The organism is Achromobacter sp. 46006, assembly GCF_059761975.1.
The window spans coordinates 1-21,002 of the sequence record NZ_JCBANN010000067.1; the positions used below are offsets into that span (position 1 = coordinate 1).

Consider the following 21,002-nt stretch of genomic DNA (forward strand, 5'->3'; position numbering starts at 1 on the left):
CGCGCTGGCTGACTCGCCAGCGCGCGCTCGCCACGCACCCCCTGAACGGCAAGCTTTTCGCCCACGCGACGCTGCAGCGCGTGGTGCTATCCTGCCAGGCATAACCTGCCGCGATACCGCCGCCCACCCGGTCTGTCCGGGTGGCCGCGGTGCATCGCGCCATCCCTGATACAAGCCTCATGTACGTCGATTCTCACTGCCATTTGAACTTCCCCGAGCTGGCGGCCGACCTGCCGGCGATCCTGGAGCGCATGGCCGCCAACCAGGTGACCCACGCGCTGGTGGTCAGCGTCAACCTGCCCGAATGGCCGGGCCTGATGTCGCTGGTCGAGCCGCAGCCCAACCTGTGGGCGTCGGTCGGGGTGCACCCGGATTACGAAGACACGCCCGATCCCCAGCCCGAGGAGCTGGCGCGGCTGTCGGCCCACCCCAAGGTAGTGGCGATCGGCGAGACCGGGCTCGACTATTACCGCCTGTCCGAGCCGCTGGACTGGCAGCGCGAGCGGTTCCGCCGCCACATCCGCGCCGCGCGCGATACCGGGCTGCCGTTGATCGTGCATACCCGGTCCTCGGCCGAGGACACCGTGCGCATGCTGCGCGAAGAGGGCGCGGCCGAGGTCGGCGGTGTGATGCACTGTTTCACCGAGACCTGGGAAGTGGCCCAGGCGGCGCTCGACCAGAACTTCCATATATCGCTGTCGGGCATCGTGACCTTCAAGAACGCCCATGTGGTACATGAAGTCGCCGCCAAAGTGCCGCTGGACCGGCTGCTGATCGAGACCGATTCGCCGTACCTGGCGCCGGTGCCGTATCGTGGCAAGCTCAACGACCCCTCCAAGGTGATCCACGTCGCCGAAAAGATCGCCGATCTCAAGGGGATCAGCGTGGCCGAGGTTGCGCGTGCCTCAACTGAAAATTTCTTTAATCTTTTCAATAAGATAAAGAAATAAATTGATGTCAATTATTTAAAGTAACTTATCAGGATTGCCATGGTTCTCCGTGCCGCGTTTTCCCGCCGTCGCCTGCTTTCGCATTGCCGCAGCGCGTTGCTGGCATGTTGTGTCGCCATGTCGGCGCCCGTCGCGCAGGCGGCCAATGCCTCGGACTGGTGGGTCTATGTCGCCAACGATTACACCGACGAGATCAAGCAGTTGCTGGCGCAGGGCGCCGATCCCAACGTGCGCTACCGCAATGGCCAGCCGGCCTTGATGCGGGCGGTCGTGGACGGGGCCTGGCAGGTGTTCGATGTGCTGGCGGCCAATCCGGGAACGGATGTGAATGCTGAGAATCCCGCAGGCGAAACTCCCCTGATGTACCTGGCCATCGCTGGCCAGGTGGACCGCGCCCGCAGCCTGATCGCGCGCGGCGCGCAGGTCAATCGCCTGGGCTGGACGCCGTTGCACTACGCCGCGTCCAAGGGCCAGTTGGCCATGGCACGCCTGCTGCTCGAACACAAGGCCATCGTCAACGCGCCCGCGCCCAACGGCGAGACGCCGTTGATGATGGCGGCGCTGTCGGGCAACCGGTCCATGGTCGAGCTGCTGCTGAAGGCGGGGGCCGACCCCACCACGCGCGACACCAAGGGGCAGGATGCGGCCGACTGGGCCGCCACCGGCAAGTCGACCAAACTGGCCGCCGAGCTGCGGACCTTGATCGCGCAACAGGAGGCCGACAAGCGCGCCCGTCGCGCCAAGGCCGCGGCGGGTTCGGCGCCACAGGCGGCTGGCGATGCGGCTGCCGCCTCCGGCCCGGCTGACGCGGCAGCCGCGCCACCGGACGCGCCGGCCCAGGCCGAGCCGGCCGCCCGTTCCCAGTCTGCGCCCAGCGTGCGCGGCCTTTCCGGGGTCCGCCTGAACGACTACGACCAGCCCGCCGCGCCCTGAGCCTCGCTGTCCCTCCGTGCGTATCCGACCCGCCTGTCCGGCGGGTTTTTTCATGGGCGGCCGGCAGGCGGATGCTGGCGCCGGCCAGGCCGCCGCTTTTCGGGGTTTTCCCTGTGAATTCTCGATTATTGGGAAAAATTTCGTCTGTTAACACCATAAATTGATAATCTCGCTGCCATCAACTCAGGAGTGCCAGGTGATGGATCAGTCGGTGGGGGCGGGCGCGGACCGCGTGCTGTATGTGTTGGCCACGCTGGCCCGGCACGACGGCCCGTTGAGCATCGCCGCGTTGGCGGAAAAGACCGGGCTGGCCCAGAGCACCCTGTATCGGCAGGTGGCGTTGCTCAAGCGCTGGGGCTTCGTCGGCGAGCACGAGGGCGAGTACGGCCCCGGCCCGCTGTGCGTGCAATTGGCCTGGGGCTTTGACCAGTCTTCCTTCCTGATCCACGAGGCGCAGCCGGACATGGCGGCGTTGGCCGCCGCGTCGGGCGAGACCATCGGCCTGCTGGTGGCGGTCAAGGACCAGGCGGTGTGCCTGGACATGGTCGAAAGCCAGCATCCGCTGCGTTGTTCGTTCACCAAGGGGCGCGGCCTGCCGCTGGCGCGTGGCGCTTCGGCCAAGTCGCTGCTGGCCTTCATGCCGGCGGCACGCTTGCAGACGGCCCTGGCGGTGCTGGCCAGGGAGTCCGGCGTGGACCCGGAGCGCCTGGCCGACGAATTGCAGGCCATCCGCGCCCAGGGCTATGCCGTGACCGACAGCGAAGTCGACGCCGGGGTCTGGGGCGTGAGCGTGCCTATCTTCCAGCGCGCCCATCAGGCGGTGGCTTCGATCACGCTGATGGCGCCTTCCACGCGAGCCGCCCAGCGGCCGCAGACCTTCATCGACCTGACCGTCGCCGCCGCCCGCCGCATCTCGGGCAGGCTCCAGGCGCATTGACGCCGCCCATACCCGGATTCCTTGCTGTACCCGCCGTTGCCGCCTCATCTCTAGACGTCGTATTGCCCTTCGTATCCGCCTTCACTTTCTTCTTTCAGGATTCGCCATGACTACTCGCCGCACCCTGCTGACCGCCGCCCTGACCCTGGGCCTGGCCTGGAACCTGGGCACCGCCCATGCCCAGGAAACCATCCGCGCCGTGACCGACGCCACCTTCCCGCCCATGGAATTCGTCAAGGATGGCAAGCGCACCGGCTTTGACATCGACCTGGTCGAAGCCCTGGCCGCCGCCATGGGCAAGAAGATCGAGTGGATCGACATCGACTTCAAGGGCCTGATTCCCGCCCTGCAGGCTGGCCGCGCCGACATCGCGGTGTCCGCCATCTACATCACGCCCGAGCGCAGCAAGGTGGTGGACTTCACCGATCCTTACTATGCCGGCGGCCTGGTCGTGCTGACCAAGAAGGACGGCCCGGTCAAGACGCTGAAGGACCTGGACGGCCGCAAGGTGTCGGTGCAGGTCGGCACCAAGTCGGTCAATTACCTGAAGGAACACTTCCCGTCGGTGCAGCGCGTCGAGGTCGAGAAGAACCAGGAGATGTTCAACCTGGTGCAGATCGGCCGCGCCGATGCCGCGGTGACCGGCAAGCCGGCCGCCAAGCTGTTCGCCCAGAGCACCACCGACCTGACGGTGCTGGCCGACCAGATCACGACCGAGGACTACGGTATCGCCGTGCCCAAGAGCAAGCCGGAGCTGACCCGCGGCCTGAATGAGGCGCTCAAGAAGATCAAGGCCGACGGCACCTACCAGGCCATCGTCAACAAGTGGTTCGAGGCGCCCGCGAAATGAACCTGGATTTTGCTCCCGTCTTCGCCGACTTCGACGCGTTGCTGCGGGGCGCGGTGGTCACCATCGAGGTGACCGCCGGCGCCCTGCTGCTGGGCTGTGTCATCGGCCTGCTGGTCGGCGTCGGTCGGCTCAACCCGCAGCGCAGCATCATCTACAACCTGTGCAGCGTCTACCTGCTGTTCTTTCGCGGCACGCCCTTGCTGGTGCAGTTGTTCATCTGGTTCTTCGGCCTGCCGCAGTTCGGCGTGACGCTGCCGGCGTTCGCCTGCGGCGTGCTGGGGCTGGGCATGTATTCCGGCGCCTACGTGTCGGAAATCGTGCGCGGCGCGATCCAGTCGGTCGACCGCGGCCAGACCGAGGCGGCCCGTTCGCTGGGCATGTCGTCGGGCCAGGCCATGCGCATCATCATTCTGCCGCAGGCGGTGGTGCGGATGATCCCGCCGCTGGGCAACGAGTTCATCGCGCTGATCAAGAATTCGGCGCTGGTGTCGCTGTTGACCATCCATGACCTGATGCACGAAGGGCAGAAGATCATCAGCGTGTCGTACCGCTCGCTGGAAACCTATCTGGTGGTGGCGCTGATCTACCTGGTCCTGACCACGGCCGCCATGTTGATTCTGCGCAGGATCGAGCAACGCCTGCGCGCGGGGGGGATGGTGCAATGAACGCCGCGAATCCGAAAGAAATAATCCGCATCCGCGGCCTGCAGAAGTCCTATGGCGACCACGCCGTGCTGCGCGGCATCGACTTCGATGTGCTGCCGTCGCAGGTGGTGGTGGTGATCGGCCCCAGCGGCTCGGGCAAGAGCACGCTGCTGCGCTGCTGCAATGGGCTGGAAGTGGCCCAGGGCGGCACGGTCGAGATCTGCGGCCAGATGCTGCAGAACGAGGGTGAACTGCTGCCCGAGTCCGAACTGAACCGCCTGCGCATGCAGGTCGGCATGGTGTTCCAGGGCTTCAACCTGTTCCCGCACCTGTCGGTGCTGGACAACGTCACCGTCGGTCCGCGCACGCTGCGCGGCATGGGGCGCGACGAGGCCAACGCGCTGGCCGAGGACCTGCTGCGCAAGGTCGGCCTGGCGCAGAAGATGGCGGCGATGCCGGCCAGCCTGTCGGGCGGCCAGAAGCAGCGCGTGGCGATCGCCCGCGCGCTGGCAATGCAGCCCAAGGTCATGCTGTTCGACGAGCCGACCTCGGCGCTGGACCCGGAGCTGGTGGGCGAAGTGCTGCAGGTCATGAAGCTGCTGGCGCGCGAAGGCATGACCATGATGGTCGTGACCCACGAAATGGGCTTTGCCCGCGACGTGGCCGACGTGGTCGCGGTGATGGATGGCGGCGTGATCCTGGAGTCGGGCGCGCCCGAGGTCATCTTCAGCCAGCCGCGCGAAGCCCGCACCCGCGAGTTCCTGCAGGCCGTGCTGAGCACGGGGCAGGGGGCGGCATGACGGCGGCGCAACTCGACCGTAGCCTGTGGACCGCGCGCGACGACAGCGCCGAGCGCGGCGACACGCGCCGCCTGGCGCACATCGTCGAGCCGGCCGCCGGGCAGACGCCTGTGGCGGGCGAACCGGTGCTGCTCGGCTTTGCCTGCGATGCGGGCGTGGCCCGCAACCAGGGGCGCATCGGCGCGGCCGCCGGCCCCGCTGGCATCCGCAAGTACATGGCCGGCCTGCCGGCACATGGCCTGACGCGCCTGCTGGACGCGGGCGACGTGGCCTGCGAAGGCGACCAATTGGAAGACGCGCAGGAGCGCCTGGGCCTGGCCGTGGCCGACCTGTTGCGCCAGGGCGCGCGCCCGGTGGTGCTGGGCGGCGGTCACGAGATCGCCTGGGGCAGCTTCCAGGGCCTGGCGCGCTGGCTGGCCAGCCGGGGCGATGAGGGCCCGGTGCTGGTGCTGAACCTGGATGCGCATTTCGACCTGCGTACCGGCCGGCCGGGCAGTTCCGGCACGCCGTTCGACCAGATCGCGCATTACTGCGAGGCGCAGGGGCTGGCGCTGCAATACGCCTGCCTGGGCGTGTCGCGGCTGGCCAATACGCCGGCGCTGTACGCGCGGGCGGCCGAAGTGGGCGCGGTTTGGGTCGAGGACCGCGACATGCAGGAGCGTCACCTGGCGGCGCGGCTGGCCAATGTCGACGCCTTGCTGGCGCGGGCCCGCCACGTCTACCTGACCATCGACCTGGACGTGCTGCCGGCGGCGGTGATGCCGGGCGTGTCGGCGCCGGCGCCCTATGGCGTGCCGATGGCGGTGATCGAGGAGATCGTGCTGCGCGTCAAGGCCAGCGGCAAGCTGCGCCTGGCCGACATGGCCGAGTACAGCCCGCGTTTCGATATCGACGGCCATGGCGCCCGCGCGGCGGCGCGGCTGGCCTGGCAGTTGTTGGGCGGCTGAGCGGCGCGGCCGGTCCGCGTGCCCGCCATGGCGTGGGCCCGGCTCAATGAGATGAGAGGGCCGGTACGATCCCCGCGAAGCGCCGAGCTTCGCGGGGATCGTTCTTTTTCATGGCCTTGCGGCGTGCCGGCGCGGGCGGCAGGGTGGACGCTGCCGGTCGGTAGGGCTAGGATAGACGCAGCGTTTCGGCAGAACGGGCGCCGGGCGCGAATCGTACGCCATTAATGTGTCACCAATTAAAATATTTTCATAAAATATGGGGACACATTTAGGTTGTGGATAAAATGGCGCAACTTTGTCAGGAGCGCATGTTCATGTCTCAAACTCCCACCCATGCCTTGCCGTCTTATCTGAATGCCGACGATCTCGGCCCCTGGGGTAATTACCTGCAACAAGTTGACCGGGTGACGCCGTACCTCGGTCCGCTGGCGCGCTGGGTCGAGACCCTGAAGCGGCCCAAGCGCTCGCTGATCGTCGACGTGCCGATCGAGCTGGACAATGGCAGCGTGGCTCATTTCGAGGGCTACCGCGTGCAGCACAACACCTCGCGCGGTCCGGGCAAGGGCGGCGTGCGTTTCCACCAGGACGTGACCCTGTCGGAAGTGATGGCGCTGGCCGCCTGGATGTCGGTCAAGAACGCCGCGGTCAACCTGCCGTACGGCGGCGCCAAGGGCGGCATCCGCGTCGACCCGCGCAAGTTGTCGCAGTCCGAACTCGAGCGCATGACGCGCCGCTACACCTCGGAAATCGGCGTCATCATCGGCCCGTCCAAGGACATTCCCGCGCCTGACGTGAACACCAACGCCCAGACCATGGCCTGGATGATGGACACGTATTCCATGAACGAGGGCTCGACCGCCACCGGCGTCGTGACCGGCAAGCCGATCGCGCTGGGCGGCAGCCTGGGCCGCGTCGAGGCCACCGGCCGCGGCGTGTTCGTAGTCGGCTGCGAAGCCGCGCGCGACCTGGGCATCGACGTGTCCAAGGCGCGCGTGGTGGTGCAGGGCTTCGGCAACGTGGGCGGCACCGCCGCCCGCCTGTTCCATGAAGCCGGCGCCAAGGTCATCGCGGCGCAGGACCACACCGGCACGGTGCACAACGCCGCCGGCCTGGACGTCCACAAGCTGCTGTCGCACGTGTCGCAGCATGGCGGCGTGGGCGGCTTCTCCGGCGGCCAGGCTCTGGACAAGAACGAGTTCTGGACGCTCGAAACCGAATTCCTGATCCCGGCGGCCCTGGAAAGCCAGATCACCGCCGACAACGCCGCCAAGGTGCGCGCCAAGATCGTGGTGGAAGGCGCCAACGGCCCGACCACGCCGGAAGCGGACGACATCCTGGCCGAGAACGGCGTGTACGTGGTGCCGGACGTGCTGGCCAACGCTGGCGGCGTGACGGTGTCGTACTTCGAATGGGTGCAGGACTTCTCCAGCTTCTTCTGGAGCGAGGACGAAATCAACCAGCGCCTGGAACGCATCATGCGCGAGGCCTACGCCTCGATCGCCCTGGTGGCCAGGGAGCACAAGGTGACGCTGCGCACCGCCGCGTTCATCGTGGCTTGCACGCGCATCCTGCAGGCGCGCCAGGTGCGCGGCCTGTACCCGTAAGTCCTTCTGGCGCCGGGCCCTGGCCCGGCGTCTGGAGGAGCGCGAGGAAGACAAGCAAGCCGCCCCGACAGGGGCGGTTTCCGTTAGCGCGGCGCTGCCCGCGCACGGGTGCGGCGCGCTGTTGTCGACAGGCGCTAGGACTTGGGCAGCAGTTCCGGCTTGAGGATGCCGCGCAGGTTCGAGTACGGAATGTTCAGTTCCGGTTCGCCATGCGAGTAGGGGGCGATCGAGTAGGCGTCGTACTTGACCACGACGCCGTCGCGCGTGAGCGCGAAGTTGTCGCTTTCCTGGAACGGCCACATCTTGCTGTAGGCCGCCGGGTCGCGCCTGGCGTCGGCGTTGCCGGCCAGCCACTTGGCGTGGGCCTGCCGCAACGCGGCGACGTATTCGGCGCGGCGCCCGGGAATCAGCGCTTCGTCTAGCGCCATGACGCGGCCGCGGCTGCGTTCCCAGTTCAGGTACTGGGTGGCGGGAATGCCGTGCGCGGCGCCGGTCAGGAACTGCTCGGTGTGCAGCTCGATCGAGACGATGTCGCCCACCGTGTCCTTGACGCTGGCCTTGAAGTAGGTGGCATCGCGCGGGCGGGCGGTGGACCAGAAATACTGCGTGTATTCGGACAGCGTCTCGTAAGGGCCGCGGCGATTGGCGTCTGTGCCGGTCATGTAGGCCAGCACGTGGTCGACCAGCGCGCTCAGCTTGGGGATGCCGGGGAAGGCCACGCTGTCGATTTCGATGCGCGGGCAGTCGCCTTTGCAATCGGGCTTGCTGGCGGCCCATTTGATGTGCTCGGTGGCCAGGTCGCCGATCTTCTCGGGCGTGGCCGTGCCGGCCGCCGTGGTGTCCAGCGTGATGTTGGCGGGGGGCGAACTGCCGCAGCCGGCCAGGGCCAGCAGGACGGCTCCCAAAAGACCCGCGGCGGACAGGCCGCGTGGCTTGCGGGGAAGACGCATTGAACTACCTCCAGAAAACCCGGCCGCGCCCGCGGGCGCGGCCGTCCGACTCAAACCCGCGGCGTCTCAGGGAACGGCCGCGGTCCATTCGGGCGTGGAGAACTTGTCGGCGGCCTGGGCCTCGGCCTGCGCCAGCGTGGCGGCGCCCAACTGGCCCGGCGTCAGCCGGTGCAGGCTGGCGAAGGTGTCCACCATGCGCTGGATGATGACCTCGCGCGCCAGCCCGGTCTGGGTGCGCAGCGGGTCCACGCGCTTCTTGGCGCTGGTGGTGCCCTTGTCCGACAGTTTCTCGCGCCCGATGCGCAAGACTTCCACCATTTTATCGGCGTCGATGTCGTAGGACATGGTGACGTGGTGCAGCACTGCTCCTGCGCGGCGGGCCTGGGCGGCGCCGCCGATCTTGCCGATGTCCGAGGCAATGTCGTTGAGCGGCTGGTACCAGGCCTTGATGCCCAGGCCCTGCAGCGCCTGCAGCACCCAGGCGTCCAGGAAGGCATAGCTTTCCTGGAAGCTCATGCCGTGCACCAGCGCCTGCGGCGCGCTCAGCGAATAGGTGATGCTGTTGCCCGGTTCGATGAACATGGCGCCGCCGCCGCTGACGCGGCGCACGACCTCGATGCCGTGGCGCTGGGCGCCCTCGGGGTCGACTTCGTTCTTGAGCGATTGGAAGCGGCCGATCACGACGGCCGGCGCCGACCATTCCCAGATGCGCAGGGTGGGCGGGCGCGTGCCGGCGCCGACTTCGTCGGTGATGACGGCGTCCAGCGCCATGTGCAGCGCGGGGCGTTGCGGCGCTTCGTGGATCAGTTGCCAGTCGTAGTCGTTCCAGTCGGTGCGGGTCATGCCAGCGCCCTCCGCAGCACCACCGCCACGGCCTCGGCAGAGAAGCCGAACATTTCGGTGCCGGGCGGTAGCGCCGACTGCACGGCCAGCGCCAGTTCCAGTTCGCCGGCGTCGGCGGGCAGGCCGTTCAGGCCGCGGTTGATGGCTTCCAGCGCCTCGGGCGGTTCGAGGAAGAAATCACCGCTGATGCGGACATCGGCCAGGCGGCCGTCGCGGACTTCCAGGTCCGCGACCACCAGCTTGCCACCGGGGACTTTGTATTCGCCGTGCATGGGCGCTCCTTGTGTATCGGGCCTGGCGCCGGGGGCGGCGCTACAGGCTCAGTTTCATGCCGTCATGGCTGGCCACGAAGCCCAGGCTTTCGTAGAAGCGGCGGGCGTCGGGCCGGGCGCGGTCGGTGGTCAGCTGCACCAGCGCGCATCCCTGCGCGCGGCACTGCTCGATGGCCCACTCGAACATGGCGCGTCCCAGGCCCTGGCCGCGCGCCGACGAGGCGATGCGCACGCTTTCGATCTGTCCGCGCCATTGGCCCAGCCGCGACAGGCCGGGTATGAACGATAACTGCAAACAGCCGATCAGGCGCGCGTCGCGCTCGACCACCGCGAAGAACTGGTTCGGGTCCTGTTCGATGGCGGCAAAAGCGGCAGTGTAGCGGGGGTTGAGCGGAATCGAGGGGTCTTCGCGCCTGGCGCCGAGTTCATCGTCGGCCAGCATGGCGACGATCTCGGGCAGGTCGGCCGCGCGCGCGCGGCGGAACCGTAGCGGGGAATCGGTCATGGCGGCCTCGCTCAGCGCACGTTCTGGGCGGTCTGGCCGAACAGGATGCGGCGCGACTCGTCGTCGCTGACCGACGGCGCGGTGTTGACCTTGTCGGCCAGCGCGTAGGCGCGCTGCACGGCCGGACGCGCGGCAATGGCGTCGAACCAGCGCTTCAGGTGCGGGAAGTCGTTCAGGTCCTGGCCCTGCTTGGCATGCGGCACGATCCAGGGGTAGGCCGCCATGTCGGCGATGGAGTAGTCGCCGGCGACGAACTCGCGGTCGGCCAGGCGCTTGTCCAGCACGCCGTAGAGGCGGTTGGTTTCCTTGACGTAGCGCTCGATGGCGTAGGGGATGCGCTCGGGCGCATAACCCGAGAAGTGGTGGTTCTGGCCGGCCATGGGGCCCAGGCCGCCCATCTGCCAGAACAGCCACTGTGACACCTCGGCGCGGCCGCGCAGGTCGGCGGGCAGGAAGCGGCCGGTCTTTTCGGCCAGGTACTGCAGGATGGCGCCGGACTCGAACAGCGACAGCGGCGCGCCGCCGTCGGCGGGCTGCTGGTCGACGATGGCCGGAATGCGGTTGTTGGGCGCGATGGCCAGGAATTCGGGCTTGAACTGGTCGCCCTTGCTGATGTTGACCGGGTGGATCTCGTACGGCAGTCCGGCTTCTTCCAGGAAAATCGTGATCTTGTGGCCGTTCGGGGTGGTCCAGTAATAGAGATCGATCATGGGGATTCCTCAGCGTCTTGGCGCCGCCGGCCACTGCCGGCGGATCTGAAGGTCCATGATAGCGGCGCCCCGGGCGCGCGGCCGAATACCCGGGGGCGCGGTGCGGGTTTGGCGCGCCGCCCCAGGGTCATGCCGCGCCGGGCCGAGGGCCGCCGCGCAGGCGCCACTGCCAGTTCAGGCTGACGCCGGCGGCCGCCAGGAAGATCATGGCCACGCCCAGCACCTGGGTGGCGTCCATGCGGTGGCCGTACACCACCAGGTCCAGCAGGATCGCCACGGCCGGATAGATAAAGCTGAGCGCGGCGGTCGAGGTGGTCGGCAGCTTCTGGATCGCCGAATACATCAGGATGTACATCAGGCAGGTGTGGATCAGGCCCAGCGCCACCAGGCAGCCCCATTGCAGCGGCGCCGAGGGCAAAGCCTGGAAGTCGGCCATGGGCAGCAGCATGACCGCGCCCAGCGTCACCTGCACCAGCGCCAGCACCTGCGGCGGGATGCCCTTCAGGCGCTTGACGATGACGGCGGTGACGCCGTAGAGCGCCGCCGCGCCCAGCCCCAGCAGCAGGCCCGAGAGGTAGGCGTCGCCGCCGCTGTGATCGGTGAGCTTGAGCACCAGCAGCAGGCCGGCGAAGGCGATCACCGACCAGGCCAGCTTGCCGCGCGTAGGGCGTTCGCCCAGGAACAGTGCGCCCAGGCCGATCAGGAAGAAGGGCTGCACGTTGTAGACGGCGGTGGCCAGCGAGATCGAGGCCAGGCGGTAGGCCGAGAACAGCAGCACCCAGTTCAGCACCAGCGCGGCGCCGGCGGCCAAGGCCAGCGCCAGGATGCGGGCCGTGAACAGGCCGGGCTTGAGCAGGCCGCGCGCCCAGCAATACAGGAACAGCGACAGGCCGCCGAAGACGCACCGGAAGAACACCACGTTCCAGGCGCTCTGGCCGGATTCGAGGACGAACACGCCCAGGGTGCCGGACAGGGTCATGGCGGCGGCCATCTGGGCCAGGCCGACGCGATCGGATGAGGGGGGCATGGAAGGCTCCAGCGGCCGCGCGGGCCGCGATTCGATGGAGAAATTATCCCAGGCCGATCTGGCCGGTAATATGATGTTGCTGTGCCGCTTTGGCCATTCAACCTTCGTTTGGGTGGAATTTATGCAGAATGACCTAAAGAATGAAAACCCCGTCCTGGATGGTATCGACCGCCGCCTGGTCGAGGCGCTGACGGCCAACGCGCGCACCACCACCGCCGACCTGGCGCGCCAGGTCGGCATGTCCGCGCCGAGCGTGGCCGACCGCCTGCGGCGGCTGGAGGAATCGGGGGTGATCCGCGCCTACACGCTGGACGTCGATCCGGTAGCGCTGGGCTACACGCTGGAGGCGATCGTGCGCATCCGGCCGCTGCCGGGCCAGTTGCGGCGGGTCGAGGGGCTGATCCAGCAAATCCCGGAATTCGTGGAATGCGACAAGGTCACGGGCGACGACTGCTTCATCGCGCGCGTGGTGCTGCGCTCGATCACCCACCTGGACGGCATCCTGGAGCGCGTGACCGAGTTCGCCGAGACCAACACCGCCATCGTCAAGGCGCACACCGTGCGCCGCCGGCTGCCGCCGTTGCGGTGAAAGGGCGCGGCTGAATCGGGAGCGTCGCCGGCGCCAGGACCCGGGTGCGGCTGGCGGCGTCTGCCGGCCTTGGGGGCGGTCAGCCGGCCGGCGCCGCCAACGCGCGGACGATGTCGTCCTTCAGCCCGGCCGGCGTGTCGGTGGGGGCGTAGCGCTTGATCACCTGGCCGTCGCGGCCCACCAGGAACTTGGTGAAGTTCCACTTGATGCCCTCGGTGCCGAAGACGCCGGGCTTCTCGCCCTTGAGCCAGCGGTACAGCGGGTCGGCGTTGGCGCCGTTGACGTCGATCTTGGCGAACAGCGGGAAGGTGATGTCGTACTGCGTGGTGCAGAAGTCGAGGATCTCGGCCTCATTGCCCGGCTCCTGGCGGCCGAACTGGTCGCAGGGAAAGCCCAGCACCGTCAGGCCGTCGTCGCGCAGCGCGCGGTACAGCTCTTCCAGGCCCGAGTACTGCGGCGTGAAGCCGCATTTCGAGGCCACGTTCACCACCAGCAGCACCCGGCCGCGGTAGGCGGACAGGGGCTGGTCGGCGCCGTGGATGTCGCGGGCCGAGAAATCGTAGATCGTGCTCATGTGGGCTCCTTGGGGTCAGGCGTCGGAACGGGACGAGGCCAGCGCGCCGGGTTGCGGCGGTTGCGTCCTCCCGGCGTGGCGCCCATAGTAGCGCGTGCCCCACAGGGTCAGCAGCAACACCGCCGCGGCGATGGCCGCCGACATCCACGGCAGGTCGGTCAGGGGCAGGCCGTGGCCCAGCGCCAGGCTGCCGAGCCAGGCGCCGCCGGCGTTGCCCAGGTTGAAGGCGCCCTGGTTCAGGGTCGAGGCCAGGTTGGGGGCCTCGGCCGCCTGGTCCACGATCAAGGTCTGCAGCAGCGGCACCACGGCAAAGCCGAGCGTGCCCCAGATGAAGGTCATCACCAGCATCGGCGCCAGCGCGTGGATGGCCTGGCTGAGCGCCAGGAACACCAGCAGCAGGCCCAGGAAGATGCGGCGCAGCGACACTTCCAGGTTGCGATCGCCTAGCTTGCCGCCGAGCGTGCTGCCCACCGTGAGCGCCACGCCGAACAGCAGCAGCACGCCGGTCACGCCGCGTTCTGACACGCCGGTGATGTCGCGCAGGATCGGCGCGATATAGGTCAGCACGCAGAACAGCGCGGCCGAGGCCAGCACGCTGGCGACCAGCGGCCACAGCACGCGCACGTCGCGCAGCACGCGAAATTCACGCAGGATGTTGCCCGGTTGCATCGGGATGCGGCCGGGCAGCCACGCCGCCAGCGCCGCCACCGCGACCAGCCCGATGCCGCTGACCGCCCAGAAGGTCGAGCGCCAGCCCGCCACCTGGCCCAGCGCGGTGCCCAGCGGCACGCCCAGCACGTTGGCCAGCGTCAGGCCGGTGAACATCAGCGCGATGGCGCTGGAGCGCTGGTGGCGCGGCACCAGGTCGGCCGCCACCACCGCGCCGATGCCGAAGAAGGCGCCGTGGCAGAAGGCGGTGAAGACGCGCGCGGCCATCAGCGTGCCGTAGCCCGGCGCGAGCGCACAGAGCAGGTTGCCCAGCACGAAGGTGCTGGCCAGGCCGATCAGCGTGGCCTTGCGCGGCATGCGCGCGGTGATGATGGCCATGATGGGCGCGCCGATCACCACGCCCATGGCGTAGCCGGTGATCAGCAGGCCGGCGATGTCGATACTGACGTCCAGGTCGGCGGCGACGTTGGGCAAAAGGCCCATGATGACGAATTCGCTGGTGCCGATGCCGAAGGCGGCGGCGGCCAGCGCGATGAGATGCAGGGGCATGTAAAAGCGGGGAGAGGGCCGGGGGGCTCGGGGCCGCGGCGGCAGGGAAGGGAGCGCGAATTTTAGAGCAGCCGTCCGCGCGCGCCGCCGCAAATCCCTGTCAGCAATAAGGGTATACCCGTAGCCTGTGTTCAGACCAGTTTCAGGTCCAGCGGCGTGATGCCCGGGAACACCTGCGCCAGCCGCGCCGGGCTCAGGCCGTACAGGCGCGAGAACAGGCCGGCGAATAACGCGCGGTATTCGTTGAGCACCGGGTAGTCGCGGTCCTGGAACAGGGTCTCGCGCTTGACCGCGACCTGGCGGCCGGCGATGCGGCCGCCGCGCACGTTGCCGCCCAGCACCCAGTAGACCGTGCCGTGGCCGTGGTCGGTGCCCTTGTTGCCGTTCTCGCGGAAGGTGCGGCCGAATTCGCTGATGACCACCACCGTGGTCTGCCGCCAGGCCGGGCCCATGGCATCGGCGTAGCCGGCCAACGCCCGCCCAAGCTGGCCGAGCCGGTTGGCCAGCAAGCCGCTGGCGTTGCCCTGGCCGACGTGCGTGTCCCAGCCGCCGACGTCGACGAAACCGAGGTTGTAGCGGTCGCGCATGAAGCGGCCGATGCGCCGCGCTTCCTGCGCCAACCTGTCGGCCGACACGGCGTTGCCGCTGGCGGCCTGCATTTCCGCGTCGAGTTCGGCGCGCGTGGCGCCCATGATGCGCTGGCCCTCGGCGACCGAGGCGCCCAGGTCGGTGTGCTGGTACATGGCGGCGATGGCGCGGTTGTCGGCCTCGGACAGGCGCGACTTGCGCGCCGCGCCGCCCAGGTCGATGTTGGGCACGCGCTCGGCGCCGCGGAAAATCTGCGGCACCTCGGCGGTGAAGGCGGCGGCCTGTTCGTCGTTGCCGCCGAGCGTCGCCGCCAGGCGGTTCAGGAAGCCCGAGCGGAAGTCACCGTTCCTGTCGCGGGCCGCGCCCTGGCCGAGTTCGATGCGGTTCTGGGTTTCGAAGTGGCTGCGGCTGGTGTCGTCGGTGCCGGCGAACGGCACGAATGCCAGCTGGCGCTTCTGGTAGAACGGCATCAGGCTGTCCGCCAGCGCCGGGTGCAGGGCCCAGCCGTCGGCCAGGGGCAGCGCGGCGCCGGCGCCGCTGCCGGGCCTGGCGATGGCGATGCTGGGGCGCGACTCGTAGTAGAAGTCGCTGCCGGCCGGCACCAGCAGGCTGGCGGCGTCGTAGGCGCCGCGCATGAAGACGACCAGCAGTTTGTTGCCGGCGGCGGCCGGCGCGGCGTACAGGCGGTTGGCGCCGAAGACGAGCGGCGCCGAGGCCATCAGTTGCAGGATGCGGCGGCGGTCCATGATGGGTTTCTCCCGCGGCGCCTCAGCGCCGCATGAATTCGGGCGAGGCCAGCAGATAGGTGTTGGCGTCCTTGGGGTTCTTCGCCTGCGCGATGGCATCGCGGGTGGCAGGCGACAGGCGCGCGAACAGGCCGTCGCCGGCGTTCTCGCGCAGCAGGTCGGGCAGGCGCGGCAGTTCCACCGGCCCCTTGTCGTCGCCCTCGCGGTAGAAGGCCTGCGGCGCGGCGGCGATGGCGCGTGCCACTTCGAAGCGCGCGGTCATCTGGCCGGAGCCGGCCCAGTCCGACTGCGCCTGCGGGTAGCCGTCGGGCGTCAGGCGCTGGTTCAACGGCTGACCCAGTTGCCGCAGCATGGCCAGGCCCGGCCGCGGGTTGACGATGGGGGGCAGGTCGGCATAGGTCAGGCGCAGGGCCGAGTAGACGTAATGCACCGGGTCCTTGAACACGCCCGTCTTGAGCGACTGCGTGAATTCCGGCGAGCCATACAGCGTCTGCAAGGTGGCGGCGATGTCGCCGTCGCTCGCCTGGAAGGTCTTGGCCATCCTGTCGATCACGGAGGCCGGCGGCGCGTCGCCCATGAAGTAGGCCGCCAGCTTGGCGCTGATGAAGCGCGCGGTGGCGGGATGGCGCGCCAGCAGGTCCACGGCCTGGTCGACTTCCGCCAGGCCGGTGCCGCGGATGGCGTGGCCCAGGAAGCGCTTGCCGCCGTAATCGTGGCGCGCCGGGTTGAACAGGAACAGGCCGTCCAGCACCACCTGGCCGCGCAGCGCGGGCCGGACCTTGGGCGGGCCTTCCTGGTTGTGGATGCCCAGGCCGGTGAGGATGCGCGCCAGTTCCTGCACGTCGGCCTGCGTGTAGCCGCCCTTGACGCCCAGCGTGTGCAGCTCCATCAGTTCGCGCGCGTAGTTTTCATTGATGTGTCCGGCGGCGTTCTGGGTGTTGTCCAGGTACGCCAGCATCGCCGGCGAACGCAGCGTGGCCGCCAGCAGGTCGCGGAACCTGCCAAGCGCGTGCGGACGGATGGCGCGTTCCTCGTACTGGTCGATGTAGGTGCCGATGTCGTTCTTGGCGGCGTAGACGTTGAAGTGGTTCATCCAGAACCAGGTCATCTGTTCCTGCAACTGGTTGGGCGAGTACAGCGCGCGGTAGAACGCGCGGCTGGCGGTGTCGCCAGCGCGCTGGCGCGAGATGGCGCGGGCATCGCGCCGGGCCTGTTGCCTGGCCTCTGGCGTGGCATTCTTGGCGCCCTGGCGCAGGGCGCGTTGTTCGGCGTGCGCGTCCTCGGCGCTCTGGCGCGAAATCGACAGCGCGTCGATGCGCTGCTGCACGGCGGCGGGCAGGCGCGCTTGCGGGTCGGGGTGCAGTTGCGCCTGCAGGTAGCGCTGCGGGCCCATAGCACGCATGCGCGCCAGTTCGGCCGGGGTGGCGCCCCAGGTGATGCGGTTGACCAGCGCGGCGTCGAGCGCCCGGGCTTCGGCCTCATGGTCCGTGGCCGCCGGATGGGTGGCGGCGGCGGGCGTGGCTTGCAGCGGCGCGCACAGCGCCAGTGCCGCCAGCGGCAACAGCAGGGGCGCCAGGCGGCGCGGCAAGGAGCGCAAGGACGGCATCGAGCGGACACCTTTCTGTTTGACGGTTGCGGCCTGCCGTCAGCAGGCGGCCAGGATCGGCGCTGGCCTGGGAAGATCCTGTTCGTGTGACAAGATAGTCGCACCGGCATTCCCGTTGCGGCGGCGCCTGAAACGCAAGGAAACCGATCGTTTTGAACGCCCGCCGCTACCCCTGCGCGGCGCGGGGCCATTGCGGCCGACGCGTCGGCAGCGGCCTATCATGTGCCATCGCAGTCTGCGCAAGCGGCGCAAAGGAGGGCGGCCATGCGGGAAATGATCGATCGTCTGGAAACCATGTTGGCCAAGGGCACCGACAACATGTTGTTGCGATTCTCGCTGGGCAAGGCCTACGCCGAACAGGAGTGCTTCGTCGATGCCGAAACGCACTTGCGCGCCTCGCTCGCCTTCGATCCGGATTATTCGGTGGCCTGGAAGTGGCTGGGCAAGGCCCGCCTGGGGCGGGGCGACAAGGCCGGCGCGCGCGCGGCCTGGGAGGCCGGCCTGAAGGCCGCGCAGGCGCGCGGCGACAAGCAGGTGGAAAAGGAACTGCTGGTGTTCATGAAGCGCCTGGACAAGGGCGCGGCTGTCGCGCCATGACGTGAGGGCCGTCGCGGCACGACACGCTGGCCCTCGCGCCATGACACCGTGGCCGGCCCGCCCCGGCGCCGCTCAGGCGTCGGCCGCGGCGTCGACCAGCCATTGCTTCAAGGCCGCCAGCGCGGGCGCCGCGCCCGCCGGCGCGGCGCGCGATTCGATCAGTGCGTAGGCGGAGCCGTCGGGCGCGAAATCCAGCGGCGCCACCAGCCGCCCGCTGCGCAGGTCGTCCAGCGCCAGGATGCGCGGACTGAGCGCCACGCCCAGCCCGGCGGCGGCCGCCTCCACCATCAGGAAATGATGATCCAGGCTGCGCGTGGCGCGCGGGGCGGGCCGCCCCGGAGCCTGATTCAGCCAGTCGTCCCACGCGTGCGGCCGGGTGCGCGAGGACAGCGCCACGTAATCGCCGGCCTGGAACGCGGGCAACAGCGACGGGGCCATGACCGGGCCCATGTTTTCCGCCATCAGCGGCGTGATGATCCAGTCGGGATGCACCGGAAAGTCCAGGCGCCGCAGCGCCAGCGTGGCCTGGTCGCGGGCAAAGTCCAGCGGGCCGCCGCCCACCGACAGGTGCAGCTCGATCTCAGGGTGCCGGTCCTGGAATGCCGACAGCCGCGGAATCAGCCAGCGCATGGCCACGGAACGTTCGCAGGACAGCACCAGCGGCCGCTGCGCATCGCGCGCCTGCAACGTGTCGATGGTGTCATGGATCAGCGCCAGCGCGCGCTGCATGGTCGAGGCCAGCGACTGGCCGCCGGCGGTGACGCGCAAGCCGCGGCCGGCCGGTTCCACCAGGGCCAGCCCCAGGTCGTCGGCCAGCTTGGCCACGCGCCGGCTGACCGCGCCGTGGGTCAGCGCCAGTTCGTCGGCGGCCGCGCGCACCGAGCCCAGGCGGGCGACCGCCTCGAAGGCGCGCAGGTCGTTCAGGGAGGGGCGGTGGCTAGATTTCATTGGTGATTTTTAATCACGAATAATCGTCAGAAATGATCGATTTTCCTGGTGATTCGGATGCATTTTAATCACCAATATGAACCCACCGGAAAACCTGTCCAAGACGATCGGCATCCTGGCCGACGACCTTACCAGCGCCGCCGATGGCGCCGCGCCGTTCCTGCGCGGTTTCGGCGCGGTGCGGGTGCATCGCGGCGTGCCGGGCGACCAGACGCACGCCGTGCTGGCCATCGACGCCTTTACCTTGACCTGTGAACTGGCGCCCGGCTTTCCCGCCGGGACCGCCGCGAGCGCCGGCCGGCCGTTGTCGATCACCATGAAGGCGGGTGGCTTTGGCGGCCCCGAGGCATTGCGCGATGCCGCCTGGAGACCGCTGTGCCGATGAACCCTGTGACCGCGCGGGCCGACCTGCCCGCGCCCGCGCTGCCCTTGGCTATCACCATGGGCGATCCCGCCGGCATCGGGCCGGAAATCGTCGCCAGGACGCTGCTGCGGGCGCGCTATGCGCAATGCTGCGTGGTGGTCGGCGATGCCGGTGTGATGGCGCGCGCGCTGGCGCCACTGGGCGCGGCCGACCGCCTGCGGGTGGTGGACGACGTGGCGGGGATCCAGGCGGGCCGGGAGGCCGGGGAGATCCGCCTGCTGCCGTCGTCGCGCATGCCAGTGCCGCCGCCATTCGGGCGGCTCGATGCGACCGCCGGCCGAGCGGCATACCAGGCCATCTGCCTGGCCATCGACCTGGCGCGCGAGGGCCGGGTGGCGGGCATGGTCACGGCGCCCGTGCACAAGGAAGCGCTGGCCGCGGCCGGCGTGCCGTACCCCGGCCACACCGAGATTCTGGCCGAACGCGGCGGCGCCGGGCGCGTGGCGATGATGCTGGCCAATGGGGCCATCGCCACCGTGCTGGTCACCATCCACTGTTCGCTGCGCCAGGCCATCGAGCGCGCCGATTTCGACGCGCAACTGTCGGCGATCCGGCTGGCGCACCAGGGCGGCCGCGCGCTGGGCGCCGCCGCGCCGCGGGTGGCGGTGGCCGGGCTGAACCCGCATGCCGGCGAGGGCGGCCTGTTCGGCGACGAAGAACAACGCATCATCGGCCCGGCGATTGCCGCCGCGCGTCGGGAAGGCATCGATGCCAGCGGCCCGTGGCCGGGCGACACGGTCTTCATGCAGGCGCGCCAGGGCCGCTTCGACGTGGTGGTGGCGCAATACCACGACCAGGGCCTGATCCCGGTCAAGTACCTGGGCCTGGAGCAGGGCGTGAACATCACGCTCGGCCTGCCCTTTGTCCGCACCAGTCCCGACCACGGCACGGCGTTCGACATCGCCGGCCAGGGCATCGCCGACCCCGCCAGCCTGCGGACCGCCATCGACCATGCCTTGCGGCTGGCCGCCAACCCGCCGGATGCCGCCGCGTCCGGCCACCGCGCGTAAGCGTCCCGACCTATGATCGAACCCATTGCCCCTGGCGCGAACCCCATGCCCGCCGACTTCATCTTCATGCTGACCCGCAACGACCGCACCATCGATGCGGCCGATGCCTGCCTGGACATCGCGCTGGCCAGCGGCGTGCGCCACCTCGGCTTCAAGGACATCGGCCAGCCGCTGGCCGTGCTGGGGCGCCTGCGGCGCGCCATCCACGCGGCGGGCGCGAGGTGCTATCTGGAAGTTGTCTCGCAGGACCGCGAGAGCGAACTGGCATCGGTGCGGGCCGCGCTGGAGCTTGGCGTGGACTGCCTGCTGGGCGGCACGCATGTGGATGATGCGCTGGCGCTGCTGGCCGGCTCAAACATCCGCTATTACCCGTTTCCGGGACGCGTCCACGGCCATCCCAGCGTCCTGGGCGGCACGCGCGAACAGATCGCGCACAGCGCGCGGCAACTGGCCGGCAAGCCCGGCGTGCATGGCCTGGATCTGCTGGCCTATCGCGCCGAGGTGGACGTGCCGGCGCTGATGCGCGAGGTGTGCGGCGGGGCGCGGCCGGTGATCGTGGCCGGCTCGCTCGACACGCCGGCGCGCATCCAGGCGGCCTGCCGCGCGGGCGCGGCGGGTTTCACGGTGGGGACCGCCGCGCTGGATGGCCGCTTTGCCGCCGCGCGGCCGGGCCTGGCGGGCCAGCTCGCGGCGATCCAGGCGGCCGCCGCGGCGGCCTGAGGCCGCGCGC

Annotated in this window: 24 protein-coding genes and 1 pseudogene; 14 read left to right on the plus strand and 11 right to left on the minus strand. The window is 69.2% G+C overall.

All coding sequences use genetic code 11. The features are described from left to right. The 9 genes and pseudogenes from AC6LKG_RS22690 to AC6LKG_RS22730 form a co-directional block, all read left to right on the plus strand. Positions 1-104: pseudogene (locus AC6LKG_RS22690) on the plus strand (DNA polymerase III subunit delta'); the annotation flags it as partial. A gap of 75 nt (positions 105-179) precedes the next feature. After that, complete coding sequence (locus AC6LKG_RS22695; protein WP_498168440.1) at positions 180-950, plus strand: TatD family hydrolase; 771 nt, start codon at positions 180-182, stop codon at positions 948-950. A gap of 117 nt (positions 951-1,067) precedes the next feature. After that, positions 1,068-1,883 carry an ankyrin repeat domain-containing protein gene (locus AC6LKG_RS22700; RefSeq protein WP_498168443.1) on the plus strand — a complete coding sequence of 272 codons (816 nt, stop codon included), beginning with the start codon at positions 1,068-1,070 and terminating at the stop codon, positions 1,881-1,883. A 199-nt stretch (positions 1,884-2,082) separates the two neighbouring features. Then, positions 2,083-2,820, plus strand: coding sequence for an IclR family transcriptional regulator (locus AC6LKG_RS22705; protein WP_498168445.1), 738 nt, complete (start codon positions 2,083-2,085; stop codon positions 2,818-2,820). A 106-nt stretch (positions 2,821-2,926) separates the two neighbouring features. After that, a complete protein-coding gene (locus tag AC6LKG_RS22710) occupies positions 2,927-3,670 on the plus strand; it encodes a transporter substrate-binding domain-containing protein (RefSeq protein WP_498168447.1) in 744 nt (247 codons plus the stop codon). Next, complete coding sequence (locus AC6LKG_RS22715) at positions 3,667-4,335, plus strand: amino acid ABC transporter permease (RefSeq protein ID WP_049074183.1); 669 nt, start codon at positions 3,667-3,669, stop codon at positions 4,333-4,335. Before AC6LKG_RS22710 ends, AC6LKG_RS22715 begins: the two co-directional genes overlap by 4 nt. After that, positions 4,332-5,114, plus strand: a complete 783-nt coding sequence (locus tag AC6LKG_RS22720) for an amino acid ABC transporter ATP-binding protein (RefSeq protein ID WP_498168449.1) — start codon at positions 4,332-4,334, stop codon at positions 5,112-5,114. The genes AC6LKG_RS22715 and AC6LKG_RS22720 overlap by 4 nt, the downstream gene beginning before the upstream one ends. Further along, on the plus strand, positions 5,111-6,061 hold the full coding sequence (gene hutG / locus AC6LKG_RS22725; protein ID WP_498168452.1) for a formimidoylglutamase: 951 nt from the start codon (positions 5,111-5,113) through the stop codon (positions 6,059-6,061). Before AC6LKG_RS22720 ends, hutG begins: the two co-directional genes overlap by 4 nt. Before the next feature lie 314 nt (positions 6,062-6,375). Beyond that, positions 6,376-7,665: a Glu/Leu/Phe/Val family dehydrogenase gene (locus tag AC6LKG_RS22730; RefSeq protein ID WP_498168455.1), complete on the plus strand. Its 1,290-nt coding sequence runs from the start codon at positions 6,376-6,378 to the stop codon at positions 7,663-7,665. 134 nt (positions 7,666-7,799) lie between these two features. On the opposite strand, the gene AC6LKG_RS22735 is transcribed toward AC6LKG_RS22730, so the two are convergent. The 6 genes from AC6LKG_RS22735 to AC6LKG_RS22760 form a co-directional block, all read right to left on the minus strand. After that, positions 7,800-8,615 (minus strand): RsiV family protein, encoded by an 816-nt coding sequence (locus AC6LKG_RS22735; RefSeq protein WP_498168458.1) that lies wholly within the window; start codon positions 8,613-8,615, stop codon positions 7,800-7,802. Positions 8,616-8,681: 66 nt separating this feature from the next. Further along, entirely contained in the window at positions 8,682-9,458 is a 777-nt protein-coding gene (locus tag AC6LKG_RS22740) for a lipoate--protein ligase family protein (RefSeq protein ID WP_498168461.1), read from the minus strand. Continuing rightward, on the minus strand, positions 9,455-9,730 hold the full coding sequence (gene lplB / locus AC6LKG_RS22745) for a lipoate-protein ligase small subunit (RefSeq protein WP_498168463.1): 276 nt from the start codon (positions 9,728-9,730) through the stop codon (positions 9,455-9,457). The genes AC6LKG_RS22740 and lplB overlap by 4 nt, the downstream gene beginning before the upstream one ends. A 40-nt stretch (positions 9,731-9,770) precedes the next feature. Then, the gene (locus AC6LKG_RS22750; RefSeq protein ID WP_498168466.1) at positions 9,771-10,235 is read right to left on the minus strand and encodes a GNAT family N-acetyltransferase; all 465 of its coding nucleotides are present in this window, start codon (positions 10,233-10,235) and stop codon (positions 9,771-9,773) included. An 11-nt stretch (positions 10,236-10,246) separates the two neighbouring features. Further along, entirely contained in the window at positions 10,247-10,945 is a 699-nt protein-coding gene (locus AC6LKG_RS22755; RefSeq protein WP_498168467.1) for a glutathione S-transferase N-terminal domain-containing protein, read from the minus strand. A gap of 127 nt (positions 10,946-11,072) precedes the next feature. Continuing rightward, positions 11,073-11,972: a DMT family transporter gene (locus AC6LKG_RS22760; protein WP_498168469.1), complete on the minus strand. Its 900-nt coding sequence runs from the start codon at positions 11,970-11,972 to the stop codon at positions 11,073-11,075. A gap of 121 nt (positions 11,973-12,093) precedes the next feature. Between AC6LKG_RS22760 and AC6LKG_RS22765 the strand changes: the two genes are divergently transcribed. Next, complete coding sequence (locus AC6LKG_RS22765; protein ID WP_498168471.1) at positions 12,094-12,561, plus strand: Lrp/AsnC family transcriptional regulator; 468 nt, start codon at positions 12,094-12,096, stop codon at positions 12,559-12,561. Positions 12,562-12,640: 79 nt separating this feature from the next. On the opposite strand, the gene AC6LKG_RS22770 is transcribed toward AC6LKG_RS22765, so the two are convergent. The 4 genes from AC6LKG_RS22770 to AC6LKG_RS22785 form a co-directional block, all read right to left on the minus strand. Then, the gene (locus AC6LKG_RS22770; RefSeq protein ID WP_498168474.1) at positions 12,641-13,135 is read right to left on the minus strand and encodes a glutathione peroxidase; all 495 of its coding nucleotides are present in this window, start codon (positions 13,133-13,135) and stop codon (positions 12,641-12,643) included. 15 nt (positions 13,136-13,150) lie between these two features. Then, the gene (locus AC6LKG_RS22775; protein ID WP_498168476.1) at positions 13,151-14,353 is read right to left on the minus strand and encodes an MFS transporter; all 1,203 of its coding nucleotides are present in this window, start codon (positions 14,351-14,353) and stop codon (positions 13,151-13,153) included. Positions 14,354-14,484: 131 nt separating this feature from the next. Continuing rightward, positions 14,485-15,687, minus strand: a complete 1,203-nt coding sequence (locus tag AC6LKG_RS22780) for a DUF1501 domain-containing protein (protein WP_498168478.1) — start codon at positions 15,685-15,687, stop codon at positions 14,485-14,487. A 22-nt stretch (positions 15,688-15,709) separates the two neighbouring features. After that, a complete protein-coding gene (locus AC6LKG_RS22785; protein ID WP_498168481.1) occupies positions 15,710-17,293 on the minus strand; it encodes a DUF1800 domain-containing protein in 1,584 nt (527 codons plus the stop codon). A 264-nt stretch (positions 17,294-17,557) separates the two neighbouring features. Here AC6LKG_RS22785 and AC6LKG_RS22790 point away from each other — a divergent pair, with 264 nt between their 5' ends. Continuing rightward, positions 17,558-17,890 carry a hypothetical protein gene (locus tag AC6LKG_RS22790; RefSeq protein WP_498168483.1) on the plus strand — a complete coding sequence of 111 codons (333 nt, stop codon included), beginning with the start codon at positions 17,558-17,560 and terminating at the stop codon, positions 17,888-17,890. Between the two features lie 72 nt (positions 17,891-17,962). Here AC6LKG_RS22790 and AC6LKG_RS22795 read toward each other — a convergent pair whose 3' ends face one another. Next, on the minus strand, positions 17,963-18,838 hold the full coding sequence (locus AC6LKG_RS22795) for a LysR substrate-binding domain-containing protein (RefSeq protein ID WP_498168484.1): 876 nt from the start codon (positions 18,836-18,838) through the stop codon (positions 17,963-17,965). Positions 18,839-18,914: 76 nt separating this feature from the next. Between AC6LKG_RS22795 and AC6LKG_RS22800 the strand changes: the two genes are divergently transcribed. The 3 genes from AC6LKG_RS22800 to AC6LKG_RS22810 are packed head-to-tail and all read left to right on the plus strand — an operon-like array spanning position 18,915 to position 20,992. Further along, positions 18,915-19,223, plus strand: coding sequence for a hypothetical protein (locus tag AC6LKG_RS22800; protein ID WP_498168485.1), 309 nt, complete (start codon positions 18,915-18,917; stop codon positions 19,221-19,223). Then, on the plus strand, positions 19,220-20,272 hold the full coding sequence (gene pdxA, locus AC6LKG_RS22805) for a 4-hydroxythreonine-4-phosphate dehydrogenase PdxA (RefSeq protein WP_498168488.1): 1,053 nt from the start codon (positions 19,220-19,222) through the stop codon (positions 20,270-20,272). Before AC6LKG_RS22800 ends, pdxA begins: the two co-directional genes overlap by 4 nt. A 12-nt stretch (positions 20,273-20,284) precedes the next feature. Then, a complete protein-coding gene (locus AC6LKG_RS22810; protein ID WP_498168491.1) occupies positions 20,285-20,992 on the plus strand; it encodes a 4-hydroxythreonine-4-phosphate dehydrogenase in 708 nt (235 codons plus the stop codon). The last annotated feature ends 10 nt before the right edge of the window (positions 20,993-21,002 follow it).

What these genes read in the sequence shown, in the direction of transcription:
- AC6LKG_RS22785 (WP_498168481.1), bottom strand. Translation starts at nt 17,293, where the DNA reads ATGCCGTCCTTGCGCTCCTTGCCGCGCCGCCTGGCGCCCCTGCTGTTG.
- AC6LKG_RS22740 (WP_498168461.1), bottom strand. Translation starts at nt 9,458, where the DNA reads ATGACCCGCACCGACTGGAACGACTACGACTGGCAACTGATCCACGAA.
- AC6LKG_RS22790 (WP_498168483.1), top strand. Translation starts at nt 17,558, where the DNA reads ATGCGGGAAATGATCGATCGTCTGGAAACCATGTTGGCCAAGGGCACC.
- AC6LKG_RS22800 (WP_498168485.1), top strand. Translation starts at nt 18,915, where the DNA reads ATGAACCCACCGGAAAACCTGTCCAAGACGATCGGCATCCTGGCCGAC.
- AC6LKG_RS22750 (WP_498168466.1), bottom strand. Translation starts at nt 10,235, where the DNA reads ATGACCGATTCCCCGCTACGGTTCCGCCGCGCGCGCGCGGCCGACCTG.
- AC6LKG_RS22810 (WP_498168491.1), top strand. Translation starts at nt 20,285, where the DNA reads ATGATCGAACCCATTGCCCCTGGCGCGAACCCCATGCCCGCCGACTTC.
- AC6LKG_RS22705 (WP_498168445.1), top strand. Translation starts at nt 2,083, where the DNA reads ATGGATCAGTCGGTGGGGGCGGGCGCGGACCGCGTGCTGTATGTGTTG.
- AC6LKG_RS22720 (WP_498168449.1), top strand. Translation starts at nt 4,332, where the DNA reads ATGAACGCCGCGAATCCGAAAGAAATAATCCGCATCCGCGGCCTGCAG.
- AC6LKG_RS22780 (WP_498168478.1), bottom strand. Translation starts at nt 15,687, where the DNA reads ATGGACCGCCGCCGCATCCTGCAACTGATGGCCTCGGCGCCGCTCGTC.
- lplB (WP_498168463.1), bottom strand. Translation starts at nt 9,730, where the DNA reads ATGCACGGCGAATACAAAGTCCCCGGTGGCAAGCTGGTGGTCGCGGAC.
- AC6LKG_RS22765 (WP_498168471.1), top strand. Translation starts at nt 12,094, where the DNA reads ATGCAGAATGACCTAAAGAATGAAAACCCCGTCCTGGATGGTATCGAC.
- AC6LKG_RS22770 (WP_498168474.1), bottom strand. Translation starts at nt 13,135, where the DNA reads ATGAGCACGATCTACGATTTCTCGGCCCGCGACATCCACGGCGCCGAC.
- AC6LKG_RS22695 (WP_498168440.1), top strand. Translation starts at nt 180, where the DNA reads ATGTACGTCGATTCTCACTGCCATTTGAACTTCCCCGAGCTGGCGGCC.
- AC6LKG_RS22775 (WP_498168476.1), bottom strand. Translation starts at nt 14,353, where the DNA reads ATGCCCCTGCATCTCATCGCGCTGGCCGCCGCCGCCTTCGGCATCGGC.
- hutG (WP_498168452.1), top strand. Translation starts at nt 5,111, where the DNA reads ATGACGGCGGCGCAACTCGACCGTAGCCTGTGGACCGCGCGCGACGAC.
- AC6LKG_RS22735 (WP_498168458.1), bottom strand. Translation starts at nt 8,615, where the DNA reads ATGCGTCTTCCCCGCAAGCCACGCGGCCTGTCCGCCGCGGGTCTTTTG.
- AC6LKG_RS22795 (WP_498168484.1), bottom strand. Translation starts at nt 18,838, where the DNA reads ATGAAATCTAGCCACCGCCCCTCCCTGAACGACCTGCGCGCCTTCGAG.
- AC6LKG_RS22730 (WP_498168455.1), top strand. Translation starts at nt 6,376, where the DNA reads ATGTCTCAAACTCCCACCCATGCCTTGCCGTCTTATCTGAATGCCGAC.
- AC6LKG_RS22755 (WP_498168467.1), bottom strand. Translation starts at nt 10,945, where the DNA reads ATGATCGATCTCTATTACTGGACCACCCCGAACGGCCACAAGATCACG.
- AC6LKG_RS22710 (WP_498168447.1), top strand. Translation starts at nt 2,927, where the DNA reads ATGACTACTCGCCGCACCCTGCTGACCGCCGCCCTGACCCTGGGCCTG.
- pdxA (WP_498168488.1), top strand. Translation starts at nt 19,220, where the DNA reads ATGAACCCTGTGACCGCGCGGGCCGACCTGCCCGCGCCCGCGCTGCCC.
- AC6LKG_RS22700 (WP_498168443.1), top strand. Translation starts at nt 1,068, where the DNA reads ATGTCGGCGCCCGTCGCGCAGGCGGCCAATGCCTCGGACTGGTGGGTC.
- AC6LKG_RS22715 (WP_049074183.1), top strand. Translation starts at nt 3,667, where the DNA reads ATGAACCTGGATTTTGCTCCCGTCTTCGCCGACTTCGACGCGTTGCTG.
- AC6LKG_RS22760 (WP_498168469.1), bottom strand. Translation starts at nt 11,972, where the DNA reads ATGCCCCCCTCATCCGATCGCGTCGGCCTGGCCCAGATGGCCGCCGCC.